The sequence below is a fragment of the Amnibacterium kyonggiense genome (assembly GCF_004364555.1).
Taxonomy (GTDB): Bacteria; Actinomycetota; Actinomycetes; order Actinomycetales; family Microbacteriaceae; genus Amnibacterium; species Amnibacterium kyonggiense.
In genome coordinates this window covers 817,586-838,651 of record NZ_SOAM01000001.1, presented here as the reverse complement: position 1 = coordinate 838,651, position 21,066 = coordinate 817,586, and the positions used below count along the sequence as shown (strand labels likewise).

Below are 21,066 nucleotides of genomic sequence, written 5' to 3'. Positions count from 1 at the left end.
GAGCAAGAACTACCTGGTCAGACCGCCTTCTCGGGATCTCCTTCGATCTCTTGATTTGCCTCTGATGTGTTTCGAGCCCCACGGGGCCCACCCGATCGGCGTAGTTGCGCGGATCGTGCCTCGGTCCCCCAGAGCGTTTCCGAACGTATTCCGAACATTCGGTCGAGGTGCGTCGCGGTCTCCGCTGTCCCGACCTTCCTCGACATGTAGACGTCCTGCGTCATCGAAGGACGCTTGTGGCCGAGGTACTCCGCGATGCCACGGGCTGAGACGCCGGCGACATCGAGCGCGGTAGCGCACGTCTTGCGCAGTCCGTGCGAGGTAAAGGTCGGGTAGCCGAGTCGGACCCGATTTGCTCGCCAGTCGGCTTCGGTGTTGTTCGTGTCCCGCAGCTTGCCCGACAGCGACGGGAAGACGACCTCTGCCGAATGCTCTCGCCGCTGCAGCAGCTCGAGGACCTCGAGCGGGACGCTGATAATCCGGTTCGACGTGTCGGTCTTCCCGTGTTCCTGGATCTCAAGGCCGCGCTCCTTCGTACGCACCGCCGTCGCCGCGAAAGTAACGGTCGCGGCGTCGAGGTCGACATGCGACCAGCGCAGCGCGAGCGCCTCGCCGATCCGGCACCCGGTGAAGAGCATGAACTCGAACAGGTCGCTGATGTCGAGCTCGCGCAGCCGCTCGTCCGCCCGGATCGTCTCGAGGAACGCCGGAACGCCGTCGAGCGGGATCGCCATCGACGCGTGCGTCACCTTCCGGCGCGGAGATTCGACCGCCGAGATCGGGTTCGAGCGGAGGACGTCGCTGCGGACGGCGACACCGAACATGCCGGAGAGCACCGATCGACACGTCTTCGCGGCGCCCGGTCCGTGCTCCTTGTTGACCGTGTTCAGGAACGCCTGGATTCGTCGGGGCGTCGCTTCCTCGACCCGGAGATCGCCGATGCGAGGGATGATCTGTTTCCGTAACGCATGTTCATAGGTGTCCACGGTCCGTGGCGACCGCTCGGACGCCCGCTTCAACTCGATGAACTGTGCCGCGAGGACTTCGAGCCGGGTGCTCCCTCGCAGCTCGCCGCCGTCCGGGGTCGCGAGATCGACCAGCGCCTCCTGCAGCGCCTGGATCGCCTTTGCGCCCGTCCGCCCTGGTCGACGCCGCTCGATCTGCCGGCGTTTGCCGTCGGGAAAGCGGCACAGGGTTCGGGCCCGCCATACGCCCGGCTCGACCTCATCCACGTTGACGATGCCGTGGCTGCCAATCGGCATGCGAGGTCGACCCATGACCTACCACCGCCCCCGCGACGCTGTCGACTTCAGCCAGTCAGGCAACGCGTCGCTGATCCATTGTCCGGCCAGGTCGTAGACCTCGTGCACGGAGACACGATCGACGAGCGTCCTCCCGATGGGGATCGAGGTCAGCGCTTCACGCACTGCGCGGGCGCTTTCCGTGTTGCAGAGGTAGGTGATGCTGTTCGCCTCGCCGAGGTCGAGTCGGCGCCGGAAGGCCCGGAAGATCGACACGTATCGGGGCAACCGCTTCGGGGTCAGCTCGACCTCGATCAACTCCACCCAACCCGGTCCGAGTGCGACGCCGTCCGCCTGATGGCCGCCTACGAAGGCGGGCTTCTCATCCCGCCGCCACGCGCACCCGGCCGCAGCATACCGGGCGGACGCCGCCGACACCGCGACCTCGTGGCGGGTGGTCTGCCGGTACAGGCTCGGCTTCCCCACTCCGGTGCCCGCGTAGGTGCCCCACACCAGCGACCCGCCAGCACCGCCGAGCTGCGCCCGACCGACCAGCCCAGCGGTCTCCAGCCGCGCACACCAGGCCTGAGCCCGCCGCACCGACACCGGCGACTGCTGACTGTTCAACGCCCCAAGCACCCACCGCACGGACTGCACGTTCGCGATCCGCACGACCTGGAACCAGGTCATCATCTGCTCATCTCGCGGCACCACCCACACCGTCCGCGCATCCCGGTCCACCGTCCACCCCACGTCGCCCACCGCTGCCCTCCCCGACCGGTCCCCGCTCCGCTCAACAAAGGAGAACACCACCCACCGACAGCACCACTCCTCCACCTCCCCCGCCACCCACCGTCAGTTCATGTGACACCACGACCCAATCCGTTCCGCTTCCCCTCCCTCGCTCAATTCCTCCTTCTCCTCACCCCCCTCACTTCTTTGCTCTTCTTCTTCTTCTAGCCCTGTCCTGGCCTGCCACCTGCACTCCCGAACCACCCACACACAGCAACGCTCTTTCTGCTGTGTGTGGGTGGTTCGGGAGCCGCATCGCCGAGGTGGCAGGCCAGGACAGGGCAAGACGCCCGAAACCCCTCGCCACCCCCATCACCCCGAACGACGCACGCAACGACGGGGCCAGCGAGGGACTCAAGCCGCCCTGGCCTCCTCCCGCACAGCCCGCCTCAGAACTGGCGCCGCACCAAGGAGCCTGACAGGAGAGAGCGGGTGCCGAGTCTGGCGGCTCGGCACCCGCTCCCATTCCCAACGGTCGAGACCTCTCTACAGAGAGGCGGACACGTCCTTCGCCTCCATGGCGAACATCGACAGGTTCGGATGAATCGGCGCCGATGCGCTGTCGCCAGTCGGCTGCGAGATCCAGCGCTGGTTGAGCGGTTCGCAGACGCCGTGGTCCTGCGAATCCTGACGAATGTCCACGAGGCTCAACTGGGACGACGACAGGTTCTCCGCAGCCGCGATGTTGTTCAGCACTGTCTGTTCGGTGGTGGTCAGCTTCGTCAGCAGCCCCTGGAGGTACTGCGTCTCGTCGGCGGTGTACGCCCATGCCGATGATCCCGATCCGCCGGAGCAGGCCACATCGCTGCCGGTCCCGAACACGGACGGATAACTGATGAAGCGGATCTTCGCGTTCGGTGCCGCCGCCAGGATCTGGTCCACGATCGGACGCAGATTCGTCGTCATCGCGTCGACGGTGATGTCGTCAGCGCGCAGCCCCTTTGTCCCGTCCGAGTTCGTGGCGGTCGGGTTCCCGGACGAGTCCACGCACGCTTGCTGGAAGCAGGCGTACATCTGGCCGGTGACCGATCCCTTGTACGAGCCGTCACTTGACGCGTAGACGTCGTTGCCGCCGATCGAGACGGTGACCGTGCTGGTCCCCGTTCCCAGGGCACCCGATCCGGGTGCAGAGGTGCGGTAACCGTTCGTGGCCTCCGAGATCTCGTCGCCGACGGAGCTGGTGGAGCCGTCTGCATTGGTCGCGTTCGCGATGCTTCCACTTTTGTCGCCCGGGCAGGCGGCGTCGTAGAACTGGTCGCGCTGCCCGAGCCGGTCAGCGAGGTAGTTCACCTGATTCCATCGCGACCGCTCGCAGTTGATGAGCTTCCCCGTGACGCCGTTTTTGATGAATCCGCGGGAGTTCGGACTCGTCGACGGGGACACTCCGGGCCCGGCTGCGTATGAACTGCCGAACCCGACGGTCTTCGCCCACCCTTGCCCGCTCGGCACGATGGTGAGGCGGTCGAGGTTGAATCCGCCTTGCTGCACGAGCACGTAGAGCGCGTGCGTCCCCTGCGGGATCGTCACCTTCTGCACCTCAGAGATCCAGGTCTGGAACCCGTTGGTGTTGGGGACGCCGAGCGTCGCCGGACTGATCACGTTCGTCCTCGAGTCGAGGGCGTAGGCGATCTTTCCGGACGTATAGGCGCTCGCTACTCGGGCACTGATGTCGTAGTTGCCCGCGGTCGCGGCGTAGATGTCGTATCGCAGCCACTCGCCGTCGTCAGTGCTGCCGACGTCGAAGTTGTCGGGCTGCGAGCTCTCCACGGACGCCGGCTCGAGGTCGACGTCGCCGCCGCGGTAGTACCCGGTCAGCGGGGCTCCCGCGTAGGTCGTGTTGGAGTTCCCGGCGGTCGTGTCGTGGTAGCCGACGCCTTCACCGCCGGCGCTGTAGTCCTCGGCTTCGATCACGGCGCCCGATGCGATGCCGTTGACCCGGGTCGCGAGGAGGTACCGGAAGTCGTACCCAGCAGCCTTGACGACGAAGGTGAGCGTGTGGATCCCGGCAGGGACGCGGACGCCGTAGAGCGGCACGTTCGCCCATGACCCGTTCGTGTTCGGCACGCTCACGGTGCCGAGCGATTGGCCGTCGACGAGCACCTGGAACTTGCCCGTCGCCACCGACGAGGACACCCGCGCCTTGAGGTCGTAATTGCCGCCGGACAGCACCTTCACCGTGTAGTTGAGCTTGTCGCCGGCGGACAGCCCGGTCAGATCTTGACCTCCGCCGTACGTGGTGTCCGTCGTGGTCACGATGTTGGTGCCGTCGGCCCGATAGGTCGATCCGGTGCTCTGGGGGTTCGCGATGGTGTAGCCGACGGCAGGGCCGCCGTCGTTGTAGTCCTGCGCGAAGACGGTCCCGGGCAGCACGCCCGTGTCGACGGTGTATCCGGAAGCCACTCCCCCACTGACCGTCGAATGATGCTGCGTGCCGGTCGACGGGATCGGAGTGACCTGGATGCCGGCAATCGTCGGCGTCCCCGTCACGGCGACCGTCGCGAGGTTCAGCGTGCCGTCCGTGACGTTCAAGTCAAAGGACTTGCTCGTCGCAGTCCGTCCACCGCCCGCGAGCGCGTACGGGTCGATGTTCGCGAGCCGCGTCGCCCCTTCTGCGGTCACGTTGAAGACCCGCTGACCGGAGGCTGTCGAGGTGTTGTCGCTGAGGAGCAGCTTCACCCGGTACCGGCCGCTGGGGACAGTGAGGGCGTAGGAGAAGACGCCGTCGCGCGTGCTCTGGTAGAGCGCGTCGTCCGCGGTGTTCGCGATGGCTGCGCTGGTGGTCGCGACGGTGCCGCCGTCGACGCTGCGGTCGCCGGTGAAATGCGCGCTGGCGACATCGATGTAGGGGTCGGTCGCTCCCGAGTCAATCGAGTAGCTGTCCTGCGGCGCCGTCCACGTGAAGGTCGTCGTGGAGTGCGCAGCGAGCGCGGCGGTGAAGCCGTTGGCTCCTTCCCCGACGGTCTCGGAGGTCGCGGGCCCACTGTTCACCACGACGAGTACGCGCTGACCATCGGGGTTCTCGAACGCGGTCTGCGCGACGTCGTCGCCGGAGACCCCGCCTTCAGCACCGATGCGGTGAGCACCGGGGTGCACGAACTTGGAGAACTGGGCGAGCTCGTAGAACTTGGGCAGGTACGACACGGTCGCAGGGCTCGCGCTCGTGTCCACCTCGACGAGCGGCTCCTGCGGTGCGCTGAGGTCCGTGACGGGGCCGCCGTTCTGGTCGAGGACCATGTTCCAGTAGATGTAGGCGTCTTCACCGTGCAGCATCTGCTTCACGATCTCCTTGCCCCACTTCTCATCGCGGATGTAGTTGTCCGGCTCGGCTTGCCCGAGATCGGTGTGCTCGCTCATCCATGTCGAATAGCCCGGGGCGGCCTGGTTGAAGAGGTCGAGGTTGGCGTCGTCGCAGTAGTCCTGGCCGAAGTCGCACTCGTAGGGATGGAAGTCGGCGCCTGCGGCATAGGGAGCGACCATCGGGTCGTTGAGCACGTTGGCCGGGTAGTACCAGTGGTCCTGATTGTGCTCGTACACGCGGATCTTCGTACCTGTACCCGTGAGGTCGGGACCGAGATAGCCGCCGACGAACTGCGCCATCTGCTTGTCCGTCCACGTGGTCGCCTCGAACTTCGCAGGATTCTCCGGCTCGTTCTGCACCGAGACGTCCGTGACCGCGATGCCCTGTGCTTTGTAGGCGGCGACGTAAGCCTTGAAGTAGTCCGCGTAGGCCTGGTAGTAGCGCGCGTCGGTCGAGGGCGCCACCACCGACGGGTCGCCCGGCTGACCGAGCAGCGATCCGTTGTTCTTCATCCAGGAGGGCGCCGTCCACGGCGACGCCATGAGTCGGAACGGCTTGCCCGCGGCGTCTTGGGCAGCCTTGATGTACGGGATGAGGTACTTCTCGTCGTGCGCGACGGAGAAGTCGTTCAGCGAGAAGTCGTTCGCTGTCTCGTCATAGGAGTAGTGACTCAGCGAGAAGTCGTCCGATCCGATCGGAGTCCGCGCGATGGAGAACCCGGCTCCGGCCGTCGGTGAGAACAGCTTGTCGAGCACTGCACTGCGCTGCGCTGCGCTGACGCTCGGCTGGTTCAGGGTGGACCACCCCGCTTCGTTGAATGTCGCACCGAAGCCATCGATCGCCTGGAACTGCCGGCTCGCGTCGACTCGCACGTCCGGCACCGCAGCCCCGAGCGTCGAGAAGGACACCGCGGACTTCGACGTCAGACGATCACCGGCCAGCGATGTGGCGGTGACCGATACAGACGTTCCCGAATCGGCAGCGACCGCCGTCGGTGGCGCTGGGTCGGCCACCGTCACCGCGCCCACTGCGAGCGCCGCTGATGCGACGACCGCAAGCACTGTCTCCTTCGACACTGTTCTCCCCTCAGCGGAACCCGCTGTGATTTGCTTACTGAGTGCTTACTCAGCATTACAATCGCCTAAGCATCCGAACCGCGCAAGACCTTGGTCCTCGCGTGTTCGGGCCCTACCTGGTCGTCAGCGCCAGGCCGAGCTCGGCCGCTGAGGGACGAAGGCGAGGTCCGCCCGTCGGGCGCGAGAGCGCGCCCCTGTCCGCGGGACCAGCGCTGTCGTGCACCACGTCGCCCGGGGTAGCCGCACCGCGAGGACGCGGTCGGTTCTTCCCAGGGGAATCGGCCAGGACTCAGCGCGAATCACGGCCTGCGGGCCGACCCGGCCGCGGACGCGCGGCGACCAGAGGCAGCGGGCAGCACTCGGCTCGCACATCGCTTCGCACGAGCGACGCGCTCCGCAGCCGGCTCGGTCAGGCCCGAATGCGCCAGCGACCGATGACCGGTCGCAGACGCCTGCTCCGAGCACTCAGCACAGGAGGACCGAATTCCCGCCCGAGCGACACCCGCATGGAGGCGAGCATTGCGCAGGGCGGACCGACCCTGCCGCCGTCGGCCATGCACGCCGCCCGCGCGACTGGGGTCAGAGCACGGTCGAACGTCGCACTCCCTTCGTCAGGACGCAGCGGCGGTTCGGAGCCCCTGGATCACCGCGTCGATCACCATGCGGACGGCAACCGGCATGTCCACCGACCTCTCATCGAGGAGCCACTGCACCTGCAGGCCATCCATGACGCCAATGATGGCCGAGGCTGCGGTGTCCACGGCGTGCGCATCCGCATCGGGAACGACGTCGCGCAGGGCCGACGCGACCATCTCTCGCAGACCCACGAAACGTCCTCGGAAGTACTGCTGCGCGGGGTGCCCCTCAGTGACCGAGTCGGCCGAGAGGACGGCGTACAACTGCACGATCCCGCGCCGCTGAGTGTTCAGCTCGACGGTGTGCACGAGGTGGTCGAACAGCGCCGCCCCGTCCGGGATGTGACTCCCCTCGAGCTCAGCAACGTCCGCGTCGTCGCGATACTCAAGCATTGCGACGAGCAGTTGGTCCTTCGAACCGAAGTGGTGCACGACCCCGGCCTGGCTGATTCCGGCGTGCTCCGCGATCTCGAGCAGCGAGCCGTTCGTGTAGCCCTTGGTCGCAAAGATCTCGGTCGCTGAGTCGAGCACGCGACGTCGGCGTTCTGCGGTACCAGGGCGGGGTCGGCGGACGCGCGCCCCGACGGGCAGCTGCTCAGCATCGTGCACCGGTTCCACCTGCACTTCCTTGAGGGAGTTCAACTGTATGACCAGTCAGTGACCGCCAGGAAGCACCTTTCCGGGGCCGCCCGAGCTGGTATGCGAACCGTGGTCGGAAACACTTGCGGAGTGCTCAGTCAGTAATCTACGTTCCTCGTCGTGACCACGAGGGTCGCAGAGTGTGCGGGGGTCCCCGCGGTTCGGAGCCCAATGACGCTGCAAGTGGCGCGCGCCGCGTCGGCGCCCCTCATCGCTCCGGCGGAGATCGCGCTCCTGACCGGCGTCACCTCGTGGACCACGGCCGCGTTGCCGGCAGCCGGCTTGAGGCCGATGGTCCTGTCCGACGGCCCGATCGGCGTTCGGGGGGTGGACGAAGACGACCGTCCGTCCGCTCAGCTGCCGTCGCCGTCCGCTCTGGCTGCGACCTGGGACCGGAAGTTGCTCGGCGAGCTCGGCCTCCTCCTCGGGCGGGAGGCGCGCCGCAAGGACGTCGACATCGTCCTCGCACCGGTCGTGAACCTGCAGCGCACTCCCTTCGGTGGACGTCACTTCGAGATGTTCTCCGAGGACCCGCTGCTCACCGGTGTCCTTGCGACTTCGATGATCACGGCGACGCAGTCGTTAGGCGTCGCGATGTGCGTGAAGCACTTCCTCGGCAACGAATCTGAGACGGATCGGACGACGTACCTCGCTCGCATGGACGAGCGTGCCATGCGGGAGGTCTACCTCGCCCCGTTCCAGCGGGCAGTCGAAGCAGGCGTCTGGACCGTCATGGCGGCCTACAACGGTGTCGACGACGGGGTGGAGGCCGCGCCCGCGACCGAGCACGGCCGTCTGCTCACCTCGCTGCTCAAGGCCGAGTGGGGGTTCGACGGTGTGGTGATCAGCGACTGGTTGGCGACGAAGTCGACAGTCCCGAGCGCGGTGGGCGGCCTCGATCTCGTCATGCCTGGCCCGGGTGGCCCGTGGGGCGCGGCGCTCGAGGAGGCAGTGGAAGCCGGATCGGTGCCCGCTGCCATCGTCAAGGACAAGGTGGATCGCGTCGTCCGGCTCGGACGCCGCGTCGGCGCTGTGACCGGCCACGAGGCGCCGGCGACGGGTTGGACCGAGCCGGACTCCACTTCGACGCGCACGTTACTGCGGCGCGTTGTCGCCGCATCGAGCGTGGTGCTCCGGAACGAGGGCGTCCTGCCCCTCGGACGAGACGTTCGCCGGGTCGCCGTGATCGGCCCGAATGCAGTCGAACCCTTCGTGCAAGGGGGTGGGAGCGCATCGGTGACCGCCGTGCTGCAGTCCTCTCCGATCGACGCACTGCGCGACGCACTGCCGCGGGCGGAGATCACGCTGCATCGCGGATCGCCGAGCCGTCGGCACGCGCATCCGATCGATCCCCACCTGGTCACGACACCGTCCGGCGAACCGGGCTACCTGCTCACCTTCTTCGATGTCGACGGCCGAGAGATCGAGCCCTCTCGGGTCGTCGCCGCTGACGAGACGTGGAACCGCGACGCCCCGGACGGGGCCGTGCGCGCGCGGATCCGCGCGAACGTGCACCTGGCTGCCGGTGCCCACGTGGTCGAGGTCGGTGTGAGTGGTTCCCACGTGATCCGGTTCGACGGCGAGGTTGTGTCGGAGTCGACTCGTGAGGCGGATCACGACGTGATCCTCGACTCGTCGGCGAACAATCCCGACGGCCCGGTACGGCGCTTCGAGCAGGCCGAGGACCGGGTGGTGCGGATCGCGGCTGTCCAGCAGGTCGTCGATGCGGGTGCCTACGGCCGGTTCGTCCGCTTCGTGCTCCGCCACGATTGCGACTCGGTCGCGACTTCCAGCGAGTTGCAAGACGCACTCGACGCTGCCGCGGATGCCGAGGTCGCGATCGTCGTCGTCGGCACGAACGAGGAGTCCGAGTCGGAGGGATGGGACCGCACGAGCCTTGGCTTGCCCGGATTCCAAGACGATCTCGTGCGCCGCGTCGCTGCGGTGAATCCGAACACCGTCGTCGTCGTGAATGCGGGCGCTCCGGTCGTGCTCCCGTGGCTCGACGAGGTCGCCGCAGTTCTGTGGTGGTGGCTGCCGGGGCAGGAGGCGGGCACAGGCCTTGCCGCAGCGCTGCTCGGCGAGACGGAGCCGAGCGGCCGACTCCCTTGGACCCTTCCTGCGTCCGAAGAGGACGTCCCCGTCCGGGACGTCGTCCCGAAGCACGGCACGATCGACTACATCGAGGGCCTGCATGTCGGTTATCGCCAGTGGGATCGCGACGGCCGCACGCCGGCAAGGCCGTTCGGATTCGGCCTCGGCTACGGCGCATGGCGATATGACGAGCTCGTCATATCCGGCGACATCACCGGATGCACAGCCCGGGTGACCGTCACGAACATCGGCTCGCGCACCGCGAGAGAGACCGTGCAGCTCTACCTCGAGGCCCCCGAGTCGACGATCGAGCGGCCGGCGCGATGGCTGGCGGGCTTCGCTGGCCTCGCGGTGCCCCCCGGGGAGACCGGCGTCGTCGAGATCGAGATCGAGCGCCGCGCCTTCGAGATCTGGGATCCCGCCGGCGCGACCTGGGCGCTCCCGAAAACGCTGTATCGATTGCACGCCGGGCACGACAGCCGCGACCTCCGTCGCAGCGTGGTCGTGCCGCCCCTTCAAACGTCCTGACCCCAACCATTCGCACTGCAGAGAGGCGTGCCATGCACCCCCGAATCCGAACTCGAACCCGCATCGCCGCGGCGCTCGTCAGCACCGCAGCGACCGTGATCGCCTTGACCGGCTGCTCCGGCGGCTCCGGAACGACCGGTGACGACAAAGCGACCATCACCTTCCAGGAGCAGTTCAGCGACGCGGAGACCGCGCAGTTCACCAAGCAGTTGGCCGAATTCGAAAAGCAGCACCCGAACATCACCGTCAAGCTGATCCGGGACAACGATGCGAGCTACTACGACAAACTGACGACGCAGATCGCTGCCGGGCAGGGTCCCGACATCGCTCGGGTGGAGCCGCCCCGCGCTTCGCAGTTCATCGCGGCCGGCTGGGTGCAGCCACTCGGTGACGCCGGCGGCAGCGCGAAGGACTACTTCCCGGCGAGCCTCAAGTCCGTCACCAAGGACGGCCAGCTCTACGGCGTCCCCGTCGACGTGTCCGCCCTCGCGCTCTACTACCGCACCGACCTGTTCAAGGCGGCCGGCATCGACGCGCCGCCAGCGACCTGGGACGAGTTCGAAGCCGACGCAAAGACCCTGACTAAGGGTGACGTCCACGGCGTCGGCCTGTTCGGCGGCTGGGGCGGCTTCGAGTTTTACCCGTGGTTGTGGCAGTCCGGCGCGGAGGTGGTGAACAGTGACCAGACGAAGGCCGTGTTCGACTCCCCCGCGGCGGTGAAGGCACTCACGCTCTGGGCAGACCTGCAGAAGACGGCGATGCCGAAGGGCATGGCCGCTGCGACCGAGGACGACCTGAAGGGGCCGTTCATCTCGGGCAAGCTCGCGATGCTCACCTCCGGCCCCTGGATGCTGCCGTCGTTGAAGTCCGCGGGCATTGACGGCAAGTGGGCAGTCGCGCCTTTGCCGGAGGGTGAGCAGGCCGCGACCGTGCTCGGAGGACTCGACCTCGTCGTGCTAAAGAACTCGAAGCACGCGGACGCTGCGAAGACCTTCGTGAAGTGGCTGATGCAGGACTCCACGCAGAAGACCTGGGCCTCCGCCCTCGGCTACCTGCCCGTGAAGACCTCGCTCTACTCGGACCCCGCCTTCAAGGACGACTCCTCGATCGCGACGTTCTCGACCGTCCTGCAGCAGGCCAAGACCCGACCGACCGTCGCGGCCGCCGGGGACATCGACACCGCCCTCGGCGCGGCGGTGCAGTCGGCGCTGTCCGGTTCCAAGACGCCTCAGCGGGCCCTCGACGACGCGGTCGCGGCGTCGAACAAGGCGCTCAAGTGACGCACGCGTCATCCCTCCTCGTGGGCCGGACTGCACAGTCCGGCCCACGAGGCCGTCGCCGGCCGGGCTGGCAGCGACGGCTGGGGCCGTGGGCGTTCCTCGCGCCAGCGCTCGTCGCCGTCGCGGTCTTCATCGCCTACCCCATCGCGATCGTCGCCGCGCAGAGCCTGTTCGATATCCGCCCGACTCGACACGCCGGTTGGACGTTCGCTGGAGTCCAGAACTACCTCGATGCCTTCGCTGACGACGCGGTCTGGAGCGTGCTCGGCAACAGCGCGATCTGGACCATCGGGTCGGTGCTGCTCCAGTTCATCGTCGCGATGGCCGCGGCGCTCCTGCTGCAGCAGCTTGCCGGCGCTCGAATCCTCCGAGCGGTCTTCGTCCTGCCCTGGGCGACTCCCGTCGTCGTCGGTGCGCTCGCGTGGAAGCTGCTCTACCAACCCGACTACGGCCTCATCAACGAGATCCTCGGAGCAGCCGGCCTGCCCACCCTTCAGCAGGCCTGGCTCTCCAACCCGAGCACCGCACTGCTGTCGGTCGTGGTCGCGAACGTCTGGCGAGGCTTCCCCTTCATCATGGTCCTGCTGCTGTCCGGGATGGCCTCCATCCCGCCGGACCTTTACGAAGCGGCGGGCGTCGACGGCGCGACCTGGGCGCGGTCCTTCCGCAGCATCACTCTTCCGCTGCTGAAGCCCGTGCTGCTGACGAGCACGCTGATCGCCCTGATCTGGACGTTCAACAACTTCAGCTCGATCTACGTCATGACCGGCGGCGGCCCGGGCGGTGCGACCGACATCCTCACGACCTTCGTCTACAAGGCCGCGTTCCAGAGCTTCGACTTCGGCTACGCGTCCGCGTTGTCCATGATCCTGTTCGCGATCGTCGGCATCGCTTCTGCGCTCTACATCCGTGCCTTCGGCAGAGAGGCCCTCTCATGACCACCATCGCCCTCCCCCACCGGCGACGACGCCGCATCCGGCCGGCCCGGTCACTGCTCTGGATCGGCGCGGCTGCACTCGCCGCGTTCGCGCTCGCGCCGATGCTCAGCATCGTCGCCGACGCGTTCAAGACCCGGCAGGAGTTGTACGACTCGACGAGCCTGCTGCCGGCGCACCCCACCGTCGACAACTTCGCCTACGTCGTCGGACGCGGCAACTTCTTCGCCTGGCTCGGCAACTCCGTACTCGTGAGCACCAGCACCGTCGCCATCGGACTCCTCGTCGGGGTGATGGCCGGCTACGCGCTGTCCCGATTCACCTTCCGGGGTCGGAGCGTCGTGCTCGTCGGCTTGCTCGCCACGCAGATGTTCCCCTCGGTGCTGCTGATCATCCCGCTGTTCGGGCTCGTCTCGCAGCTCGGACTGATTGACAGCCCCTGGGCGCTGATCCTCGCGCAGGTGTCGTCATCCGCCCCGCTCGGGGCCTGGCTGATGAAGACGGCGTTTGACCAGGTTCCGAAGGAGATCGACGAAGCCGCGCGCATCGACGGGTGTGGGCACTTCCGCGCCATGTGGAGCGCCGCGCTACCCGCTGCACGACCCGGTGTCGTCGCGGCCGGGATCTTCATCTTCATCGGCGCGTGGGAGGAGTTCACCTTCGCCCTCACCTTCACCAACACCGATGAGCACCGCACGCTCCCGGTCGGCCTCTCGCAGCTCTCCAGCGCCTACGAGGTCTCGTGGAACCAGCTCGCCGCCATGTCGATCCTCGTTGCGATCCCCTCAATCGTGCTGTTCTCCCTCATCCAGAAGTGGCTCGTCGCCGGGAACGCCGCCGGTGGGGTGAAGGGATGACCGACCGCGTGGTCGTTCAGGACGGGCTCCTGCGCTGCGGCGACCGTGCGGTCCCGCTCATCGCCGGGGAGATCCAGTTCTGGCGTATGGATCCGCACACCTGGGAGCCGGCCCTCCGAGCAGCGGCCCGAAACGGGATCACCCTGGTCAGCACCTACCTCTCCTGGCGGCGTCACGAGATCGCACCCGGCAGATACGACTTCGACGGGGCGAGCGATCCGCGGCTGAACGTGCGCGCGTTTCTGCAGCTCTGCGCCGAAGCCGACCTGCCGGTCCAACTGAAGCCCGGCCCGTGGATCTGCGCCGAGGAACCCGGTGGCGGATACCCCGACCGGCTTCTGACAAGGACAGACCTCATTGCCCGCGACGACCAGGACGAGCCCGTCGTCGGCTACAACCCGCCGTTCCTCCACCCGGTGCCGAGCTACGCACATCCCGACTACCTCACCGAGGTCCGGAAGTGGTTCACAGCGGTCTGGGACTCGATCCGCCCGTACGCCTACCCCCACGGGCCGGTGATCGCGATGCAGCTCGATAACGAACCCAGCAGCTGCTTCCAGGACTCGATGTACGGCACCGACTACAGCTGGCCGAGCATCGCTGCCTTCCGCGACTGGATCCGTCATCGGTACGACGACGACCTCGACGCGCTCGCGTGCGCCTGGGACAGTCCTCAGGAATCGTTCGAGACCGTCGAGCCACCGCGCCGTCCGACTGGCACCCACACACCGCCCGGACGGCAGCACGACTGGATCACGTTCAAGACCGAGGCGACTGCCGACTACCTCGCCGCACTCCGTCGGATGCACGAGGACCTCGGCGGGGAAGCACTCCTCTACACCGTCAATCTCGTCACCCATCCAGTGCACGACGTCCCGGTCAGCCACCAAAGGATCCGCGTCGGAACCGGCGCCATCGTCGGCGAGGACCACTACTACATCCCGCCACTCGACACCGCAGACATCGCCCGGTTAGCCCGGTCCGCGGCGACCGCGCGCGCGGCGGGAGAACCACTCCCCTGGATCCCCGAGCTGCAGTCCGGCATCTGGCGCTCGCCCGGCGAACACGTCGACTATCCGGAGCCGACCCCGCGCGAGCAAGAGGTCTGGACCGGAGCGGCCGTCGCCCTCGGCTTCGCCGGCGCGAACTTCTACATGCTCGCAGACCGGGAGAACTGGGAACACGCGCCCTACACCGTCGCTGGCACCCCGTCCCCGTTCATCACGGCGATCCATCCTCTGGTCGACCTCGCGGAGCGCGATCACAAGGCACTCTCCAGCCCGCCGCTCGCGTCCGTGCACGTCGCCTGGCATCGGCCTGATGCCTTTGCCGCTTACGCGTCGGTGGGCACGTCACGGGTACCGGAGACCACTTGGGCGGATGCAGGCGGAACGGCCGCGTACCGGGCATGGGAGCAGACACTGACCGCGCTCACCGCGGCCGGCATGGTCTTCGATCTCTGGGACACGGCGACGCCATTCACGCCGCGCGCAAAGGCGACTCTGCTCGTCCCGCCCGGGTGCACAGTGCCCGAGGAGAAGTTGGACGAGGTGCTCGCCGACGGTCACACCGTGCGTCGACTGCACTCGAATTCAGCCTCCGAGGTACGGCTGCCCGCAGCACCACGGATCGAAGTCGACGGCAAGCGAGTTAGTCGGACCTTGGTAACGATCCGGCCGACTCCTCGAGGTGACCTGGCACACATCGTCCACTGGGGCTCTTACAAGGGACCGGCCGTATTGCGGGTCCCCGAAGCGACGGAGCCGCGGACGCTGGACCGCGTGGGCTACGGCGTCCAGGTCGTCGAGCTCACACCTCGCTCTCCCGTGTGACGAGGCGAAGGGACCGGCACGTTCAGCCTTCCCCTAAGCCTGAAATCGGGTTGCCCGCGAGGCGCGCCGGTGAACTCGCGGACAGTACGCCATTGACGCCTTACAGCCATTTCCATGCTTCGCGCAGGAACGAAGGCGACGACTCAAGCTGAAATGCTTGCATATCACGAAAGGGAATCACCTTAGATGCCCCCGGGAGTCGCGCTGGATCTATACGCTCACTTCGCCGTGCCCTCGACCGATCAGGATGCGCACCTTAACCTCCGACGCCTCCATGACGAAAATTCGGGTGAGGGATTTCCCCAAAATTGGGACCCCGCACAAGAGCTTGCACAACTAAATTCCGCAATCACCCCCGTTCAGCTCCTCAGCAACACCGATGCATGGACCGCTGAAGAAGTCATGCGGTCCAACTCCTTCGGCGCCGCGATCACCACTACGAATCCCGCGCGGTTCGGGCTCCTCGCGTCTTTGCCCATGCTGGACGGACCGGAGGCACTCGACGAGATCGACCGGGCACTGGACGAGCTACACGCCGACGACTTCGCGCTGCGATCAAGTTATGACGGACACAATCTCGGCGACAGCATCTTCAACAACGTCTGGCGGAGACTGAACGAGCGGCGGGCCACGGTCTTCATCCACGCCAACCCTCACCTGCACAATCCGACAGAGCTGCCCACGCCCCTCCTCGAGGTGACGTTCGATATCGCCCGCACCGTGTATCAGATGATTTACTCCGGCTTCTTCCGAAATCATCGCGACATTCGGCTGATCGTCGCGCAGGCGGGCGGCCTTGCCCCGACTCTTGCGGGCCGGGTGCAGAGCACCCTCGAGCTCGATTGGGCCCCCAACCCGATGGCAGTCTCGAAGACGGAGATCCGCGAAGCGCTGGCCGGGCTCTTCTACGACGTAGCCGTATCCGGGACCTTCCGATCCCTCGGCCCAGTCCTCGAGATCACGACGCCCGACCATGTGGTCTATGGATGTGACACCGGCGCGCCGTGCACCGACCTCCCCGTCGTCGATCTCAGTGCACGCCGCGTGTTCACGTCCGGATTCATGTCAGGAACAGCACAAGAATCGGTCGCAACCACGGCGGTGTCGCTCTTCCCGCAAGTCGCGATGCGAGCCGCGGATCCCCTCTCAGCGCCCTGAGGGGCCATCGACATGCAGTCGGGCAGGAGTGCCCTCCCGAGGGCCCGGCGAGACAGTCGTCGCAAGTGTGTGTATAGTCACTCACATGCCGTCGAGCACGATCCTCTCCACCGCCGAGCTGCGCCGCCCTGTGGTCGCCGCCGCAGCCGTCCGCCGCTTCGCCGTCGGCGGCTACCACGGCACGACGGTGGCGGACGTCGCGAACGAGGCGAAGATCTCGCCGGCGTACGTGTTCAAGCTGTTTCCCGGCAAGGACGCCCTGTTCGTCGCCGCTCTCGAGTCCTGTTTCGACCAGGTCCTTGAGGCACTGCGGGCCGGCGCCGACCGCGCCGACGACAACGGTCCGGAGGCCGTGCTGGACGCGATGGGCGGCGCCTACGCGGATCTCATCGCCGATCGATCGCTCCTCCTCCTGCAGGTCCACGCCCAGTCCGCCGCTGGCGAACCGGTCATCGCCGAAGCCCTCCGCGACGGGCTCGCCCGCGTCGTGACGTTCGCGTCCGAGCGCTCGGGAGCGAGCGGCGAGCAGGTGCAGCGGTTCATCGCGTTCGGCCAGCTCTGCCACCTGATCGCGATCACCGGGCTCGACGAGACCCCCGAGCCCTGGGCGCGCCTGCTCGCGCAGGGCATCCGCCACCCCTGAACCCCGGCCGTCCGCGCCGACGGGCACCACGTCGCGGCCCCTGTGGTCGCTAGGTGAGTGACCAAACACTCAACAATTGGAGGAAATCGTGTCCACGACCCTGTCCCACCCGCCCCTCGTCCCCCTCGAGTCGCCCCCGCCCGCGCGAGGGCGGTGGAGCGCACTCGGCTTCCTCGCGCTCGCGCAGTTCCTCGTCGTGCTGGACGCCTCGATCGTGAACATCGCACTGCCGGAGATCGGCGCCCACCTTGGCATGGGCACCGGCGACCTCCCGTGGGTCATCACCGCCTACGTGCTCGCGTTCGGCGGCCTGCTCCTGCTCGGCGGCAGGCTCGGCGACCGGTACGGCCACCGCCGCCTGTTCCTCGTCGGAACCGGTGCGTTCGTGCTCGCCTCTGCCGTCGCCGGGCTGTCGCCGACGAGCGGCATCCTGCTCGGTGCCCGTGCGGCCCAGGGCGGGTCCGCGGCGATGCTCGCGCCGGCCGCCCTCGCGCTGGTGACGCGGCTCTTCCCCGCGGCGGCGGATCGGACGAAGGCGCTCGGCATCTGGGGCGCGGTCGCCGGCATTGGCTCCGCCGCGGGCGTTCTGCTCGGCGGCGTGCTCACCGCCGCTCTCGGGTGGCAGGCGATCTTCTTCGTCAACATCCCCGTCGGAGTCATCGCCGTCCTCGGGACCGCTCGTCTCGTCGCTCGAGACGCCGCTACGGTCCGCGAGCGCCTGGACCTCCCCGGTGCGACCCTCATCACCGGAGCGCTTGTCGCCGCGGTCGGCGCGCTCAGCGCGCTCGAGCAGCGCGGCCCCGCCTCGCCTCTGACGCTCGGCCTCGGGGCGACCGCGATCGCGCTCGCGGCGGCGTTCGTCGCGGTCGAGCGGCGGACCGCCCTGCCCCTGGTCCCGCTCACGCTGTTCCGCAACCGGCGGCTCTCGAGCGGCAACGCGATCACCCTGCTCCTCGGCGCCGGGATGGTCGCGCTCTTCTTCGCACTGTCCGTCTTCCTGCAGGCGGTCCTCGGATACAACGCCTTGGCCGCCGGCCTGAGCCAGCTCCCCCTCGCCGGCGCCCTAGTCCTGACCGCCGGCCTGGTGCCCGCCGCCGTCGTCCGCCTCGGCTCGAAGCGGACCCTCATCGGAGCCCTGCTGATCCTGGCCGCCGGCCTCGTCTGGCTCGCCGCCGCGCCGAGCACCGCGGTGTTCGCGACCGCCGTCCTCGGCCCGACGATCGTCATCGGCGTCGGCCTCGGCGGCGCCGCCGTGGCGGCCACCCAGCTGGCGGTCGAGGACGTGCCCGACCGCGACGCCGGCCTCGCCGGCGGCCTGGTGAACACCAGCCAACAGGTCGGCGGAGCGCTCGGCCTCGCGGTGCTCAGCTCCGTCGCCACCGCTCGCACCGGCGCGCTCGAAGCCCGGGGCCTCGACGCTGCCACGGCCCTTACCGGCGGCTTCTCTTGGGTCTTCCTCGGCGCGGCTGCACTCGCCCTCGTCGCGGCCGTCGTGCGGCTGCTGCTCCGCGACAGGACAGACGGCCGCTGAGCCACTCCTCCAACCCCAAACGCAACCCCAACCCCAACCCCAACCCCAAAAAGGAGATCAACGTGATTGCACACATCGTCCGCATGACCCTCAACGCCGGCGCCTCCGAAGACGCCAAGGAGGCCGCTTTCGCTAGCCTCCGCAATCAGGGCGAGGTGATCCCGTCGGTCCGCAGCTACGTCGTGGGCCCAGACGTGGGCGGCGACTTCGAGTGGGGCGCGATGTATGTCCTCGATGACCTCGACGGCTACTGGGAGTACTTGAAGGCCCCCGCTCACCGACACACGGACGAGATCGGGCTCCCACTCGTCGATCGGTTCGTCTCCTTCGACATCACCGACTCGACCGACCCGACCATCCACCAGAAGATCGCAGAACTGCACCGCAGAAGGTACGCGGAGGATCCCGGACTCACCGCCCTCGTGCAGGCGCTGCCGTCATACGACGGCAGCGCCAATCCACAGGATTGACCCAGGCGAGCGGGGCTCGTCCGCAGAAGGACGGGCCCCACTCCGCTGTCAAGACACCCCGATCTCTGCGGTTCACCTGAATCAACCCAACCCAGCCGCGTCGCGCAGCTGATGAGTGGCGAGACACTTCCTCGCGAGACGGAGGCGAATAGCGCCACTTCAAGCCGAAGCGTCTCGTGTCCCTGCTACCGAGGCAGCACGAAGACGGGGCGCCACAGCACCAGTTAGTGGGTTCGGCGCGCGGGCCCGAACTCCGAATCTATTCCGAACATTTAGCAGTATCGGGTGCGATCTCCTGTGAGCGAACTGCACCTCGATCCGCGTCAGATCAACGATCTGCTACTTCCCGTGATCTCACGCGAACCCACTATCTCCACTCCGCGGGTCGTGGGTTCGAGCCCCACGGGGCCCACCCGATCGGCTCATCTGCGCGGATCGCAGGCGGGTCGCGATGGGGACGCCACCGGGGGACCTCGGCCGACTCGTACACGGCCGACCACTGGATCGCGTCCGCGTCGTCACGGCGCTCGTGGGTCACATGACGCCTTTGCTGCTCTCCTCCCGGCTGCACGGTGTCCGCGCGCGGTTCATCTTCGGGTCCAGCATCAAGCACACCATGGTCAGCTCGGCGATCTACGGCGAGTACCTGCCCGCTGCGCACGCGGAGCACCGGTACCGCATCGCGCCGGCGCCGACGATCGCGGGGTGCGGCCTCGCGGAGGTCCAGGAGGCCCTCGACCTGCAGCGACGCGGGGTCTCCGCGACGAAGCTCGTCGTGAAGATCGACTGAGCGGGACCTCGCCGCGTCAGACGGCGCGGATGAGGCCTGGTCGGGCGCGAAGAACCACGACGGCGACGACGGCCGCCGCAGCAAGGCAGCACCAGCCGAGCGCGTGCCACCCGGTGACCGACGTGAAAGCGACTGCGAACGCCGATGCGAGGACCTGCGCGGCGATGATGAGCGCTTCCGCGATCGGCTGCACCCGTCCTCGTTCCGCGGGTCGGTGGTGGGCGGTGATCATCGCGCTTCCGGCGCCGTACCCGAGGTTCCAGCCCACGCCGATCAGGAGCATCGCCGCCAGGTAGGCCGCCAGCGAGGTCGCGGTCGCTGCCGTGAGTCCTGCTGCGAGCACCAGCACGCATCCGCCGATCGCGACGACCCTTTCGCCAACCCGGGCCATCGCCCTCGCGACGACGAGTCCCGGTGCGTACATGCCGATCATGTGCAGCTGCACGCCGAACGCAGCCTCCACCGGGGTCCTGCCGGTCGCGAGCCCGAGGATGGGGCCGGCCGTCATCATGGCCATCATCGTCCCGGCGGCGAGCAGCGCCGCCGCGGTACCGGCGATGAGACCCGGCTGCTGCCAGAGCTCGCGACGCGCCCGAGGCGGAGCCACCGCCACCGCCACCGCCACCCGGCCTCCCGCCAACGGCTCGACGAGCCGGGTGTTCCATGCCGACGCCGCGGCGCCGAGGACGGCGACGAGCAGGTAGGAGCCGACGAAGGGCGTGGAGGTGAGACCGCCGAGCGCGGTGGCGAGGAACGGACCGACGAGCGCCGCGACCAGTCCACCCGCGAGGACCGAGCTGACCGCACGAGCCCGCTCGCGCGGCATCGACTCGGCCGCGAGGTACCGGTAGTACCCGCTGCCGGCCTGATAGACGCCGATCAGCGCGGTCCCGACGCAGAACAGCCAGAACTGCTGCAGCTGGACCCCGGCAGCGGACACGCACCCGGACACCGCAGCCGCGATCGGGGCAGCGACGAAGACACGGCGATGTCCGAGGCGGCCGATCGCTCTCGACACCCCGAACGTGCAGAGACCGGCGACGAGGAAGACCAGCGAGTAGGGCACCGTCGCGAGAGCCGGCGTCGGAGCGATGCGCGCCCCGACGATCCCGGTGAGGGTCAGATCGACGGTGCTTCCCGCGACCGACAGCCCCTGAGCGACGGTCAGGTGACGGACGACTGCACTTCGGGGGGACGGCACGTCGAGCATCGTCGCGAGGAACGCTGGCGCGCACGAGCGGCAGCAATGCCAATATTCGTATCATTC

General features: G+C 67.8%; 15 protein-coding genes. 10 read left to right on the top strand and 5 right to left on the bottom strand.

Translation table 11 applies throughout. The features are described 5' to 3' along the window. Nucleotides 1–17: 17 nt before the first annotated feature. The 4 genes from CLV52_RS04370 to CLV52_RS04355 form a co-directional block, all read right to left on the bottom strand. The gene (locus tag CLV52_RS04370; RefSeq protein ID WP_162850702.1) at nt 18–1,262 is read right to left on the bottom strand and encodes a tyrosine-type recombinase/integrase; all 1,245 of its coding nucleotides are present in this window, start codon (nt 1,260–1,262) and stop codon (nt 18–20) included. A gap of 18 nt (nt 1,263–1,280) precedes the next feature. Then, on the bottom strand, nt 1,281–2,003 hold the full coding sequence (locus tag CLV52_RS04365) for a hypothetical protein (RefSeq protein WP_133765055.1): 723 nt from the start codon (nt 2,001–2,003) through the stop codon (nt 1,281–1,283). 516 nt (nt 2,004–2,519) lie between these two features. Beyond that, nucleotides 2,520–6,212, bottom strand: coding sequence for a carbohydrate-binding protein (locus CLV52_RS04360; protein ID WP_133765054.1), 3,693 nt, complete (start codon nt 6,210–6,212; stop codon nt 2,520–2,522). Nucleotides 6,213–7,018: 806 nt separating this feature from the next. Beyond that, the gene (locus CLV52_RS04355) at nt 7,019–7,660 is read right to left on the bottom strand and encodes a TetR/AcrR family transcriptional regulator (RefSeq protein ID WP_246017958.1); all 642 of its coding nucleotides are present in this window, start codon (nt 7,658–7,660) and stop codon (nt 7,019–7,021) included. A 192-nt stretch (nt 7,661–7,852) separates the two neighbouring features. Between CLV52_RS04355 and CLV52_RS04350 the strand changes: the two genes are divergently transcribed. From CLV52_RS04350 to CLV52_RS04305, 10 genes are all read left to right on the top strand, one after another. Continuing rightward, complete coding sequence (locus tag CLV52_RS04350; RefSeq protein ID WP_133765053.1) at nt 7,853–10,303, top strand: beta-glucosidase family protein; 2,451 nt, start codon at nt 7,853–7,855, stop codon at nt 10,301–10,303. Nucleotides 10,304–10,335: 32 nt separating this feature from the next. Next, nucleotides 10,336–11,583: an ABC transporter substrate-binding protein gene (locus CLV52_RS04345; RefSeq protein WP_133765052.1), complete on the top strand. Its 1,248-nt coding sequence runs from the start codon at nt 10,336–10,338 to the stop codon at nt 11,581–11,583. Continuing rightward, entirely contained in the window at nt 11,580–12,521 is a 942-nt protein-coding gene (locus CLV52_RS04340) for a carbohydrate ABC transporter permease (protein ID WP_133765051.1), read from the top strand. The genes CLV52_RS04345 and CLV52_RS04340 overlap by 4 nt, the downstream gene beginning before the upstream one ends. Continuing rightward, on the top strand, nt 12,518–13,375 hold the full coding sequence (locus CLV52_RS04335; protein WP_133765050.1) for a carbohydrate ABC transporter permease: 858 nt from the start codon (nt 12,518–12,520) through the stop codon (nt 13,373–13,375). Before CLV52_RS04340 ends, CLV52_RS04335 begins: the two co-directional genes overlap by 4 nt. After that, nucleotides 13,372–15,207, top strand: a complete 1,836-nt coding sequence (locus tag CLV52_RS04330; RefSeq protein ID WP_133765049.1) for a beta-galactosidase — start codon at nt 13,372–13,374, stop codon at nt 15,205–15,207. Before CLV52_RS04335 ends, CLV52_RS04330 begins: the two co-directional genes overlap by 4 nt. 228 nt (nt 15,208–15,435) lie before the next feature. Continuing rightward, nucleotides 15,436–16,365: an amidohydrolase family protein gene (locus CLV52_RS04325; protein ID WP_162850701.1), complete on the top strand. Its 930-nt coding sequence runs from the start codon at nt 15,436–15,438 to the stop codon at nt 16,363–16,365. Between the two features lie 85 nt (nt 16,366–16,450). Further along, entirely contained in the window at nt 16,451–17,008 is a 558-nt protein-coding gene (locus CLV52_RS04320) for a TetR/AcrR family transcriptional regulator (RefSeq protein WP_133765047.1), read from the top strand. An 88-nt stretch (nt 17,009–17,096) separates the two neighbouring features. Further along, nucleotides 17,097–18,539: an MFS transporter gene (locus CLV52_RS04315; RefSeq protein ID WP_246017957.1), complete on the top strand. Its 1,443-nt coding sequence runs from the start codon at nt 17,097–17,099 to the stop codon at nt 18,537–18,539. A 62-nt stretch (nt 18,540–18,601) separates the two neighbouring features. Beyond that, nucleotides 18,602–19,009: a Dabb family protein gene (locus CLV52_RS04310; RefSeq protein WP_133765046.1), complete on the top strand. Its 408-nt coding sequence runs from the start codon at nt 18,602–18,604 to the stop codon at nt 19,007–19,009. Between the two features lie 538 nt (nt 19,010–19,547). Further along, on the top strand, nt 19,548–19,799 hold the full coding sequence (locus CLV52_RS04305) for an MDR/zinc-dependent alcohol dehydrogenase-like family protein (RefSeq protein ID WP_133765045.1): 252 nt from the start codon (nt 19,548–19,550) through the stop codon (nt 19,797–19,799). A 16-nt stretch (nt 19,800–19,815) separates the two neighbouring features. Here CLV52_RS04305 and CLV52_RS04300 read toward each other — a convergent pair whose 3' ends face one another. Continuing rightward, nucleotides 19,816–21,000 carry an MFS transporter gene (locus CLV52_RS04300; RefSeq protein WP_133765044.1) on the bottom strand — a complete coding sequence of 395 codons (1,185 nt, stop codon included), beginning with the start codon at nt 20,998–21,000 and terminating at the stop codon, nt 19,816–19,818. Between the last annotated feature and the right edge of the window lie 66 nt (nt 21,001–21,066).